Genomic DNA, 1,557 nt, shown 5'->3' on the forward strand with positions numbered 1-1,557 from the left:
GGTTAAGCCCATATAATTGTGTAAAAAGAAAGAGCCCCATCAATTCCATGATATAATGTTTTTAACCACAAAAACTATTAGGAGGAATTGATGATGACTCAAATTAATTTTACACTAAATTTCGATAAACTTAAAGAGGAACTTGTTCAATCTGATTTAAATGATTTTGTTAAATCGGCCATGGTACTTGTTTTAAATGAATACATGGAAAAAGAGCGAGATGACTACATGGAAAACCAGGCTTACGATCGTTCTGAGGACCGTCATGATTACCGTAATGGATATTACAATAGAGACTATGTTTTAAACATTGGACGCGTTGAGCTGAATGTACCAAGAACGAGAAGTGGGAATTTCTCTACAGAAGTTTTTGAGAAATACAAACGTTGTGATCAAGCTTTTTTACTATCAATGACCGAGATGTTTGTTAATGGTGTTTCTACTCGTAAAGTCTCAAATATTGTTAAACAACTTTGTGGTGAAAATGTATCAAAATCAATGGTTTCTAATCTAACAAAAAAGCTAGATCCTATCGTAAAAGAATGGGCTAATAGGCCTTTAAGTGTCTATAATTATCGCTACTTGTTTGTTGATGCCATGTATATCAAAGTACGTGAATACGACAAGGTTGTGTCTAAGGCAGTTTATATTGGGTTAGCTGTAAGGGAAGATGGAAAACGTGATATTGTCGGATTACAGGTCGCCCATGCTGAATCAGAAGAAAATTGGAATAACTTCTTTGATCACCTTATATCAAGAGGATTTCGATCACCTAAACTCATTATTTCTGACGCACATGCAGGCTTAAAAACAGCGATCCAGCAGAAGTTCATTGGCTCAACCTGGCAACGTTGTAGCGTTCATTTACGAAGAAATATTATAGATAAAATGCCTAAAAAAGACTCTCAAGAAGCAAGAGATTTATTAAGAAATATATTTGAAGCGCCGAGTTTGAAAGTTTCAAGGATGTTAAAAGAAGAATTTATGAATCGTTATGAGGATGAGAAAAAGTACCAAAAAGCGTTGGAAACATTAGACGAAGGTTATGAAGATGCCATTCAATTTTTCTCAGAACCAACTGAAGCACACGCTCATATTCGTACTACAAACGTATTAGAACGCTTAAATGGAGAAGTCAGAAAAAGAGAAAAAACGATACGCATTTTTCCGAATCAACAATCTGCATTTCGCTTAATTGGAGCTGTTTTAATGGATTGTGAGGAAGCCATGGATCCAGGAAATAAAAAATATATTTATTTTAAAGAGTAGTTAGAGGCAAAATTAAAAAGCTGAATCGCTTGTATTAAGAGTTTAGAGATTAAAACTTAGGTGATTTGACATGGATCCCTGCGCAAGCATGATTCTATAGCCAGGCCGCCAGTATATTTAAAAAAACTGGCTTTGCCAAAAAGGCTATCATACTCGCTCTCCATGTCAAATCGTGGGTTGAAATTTAATAGAATTAAACTCAACGCTTTTTAATTTTGATTATAAATTGAATAACAAATAAAAGGTTAAACATTGAAATGGAATTTACACAAGATAAAGGACTTGACT

The 1,557-nt window shown here is 34.2% G+C and carries 1 protein-coding gene; it reads left to right on the plus strand.

Annotated features, from left to right (window positions below):
• The first annotated feature begins 93 nt into the window (after positions 1-93).
• A complete protein-coding gene (locus WKT09_RS13610; protein ID WP_340416550.1) occupies positions 94-1,269 on the plus strand; it encodes an IS256 family transposase in 1,176 nt (391 codons plus the stop codon).
• Positions 1,270-1,557: the final 288 nt, after the last annotated feature.

The organism is Pseudogracilibacillus sp. ICA-222130 (assembly GCF_037892545.1).
Classification (GTDB): Bacteria; Bacillota; Bacilli; order Bacillales; family Amphibacillaceae; genus Pseudogracilibacillus.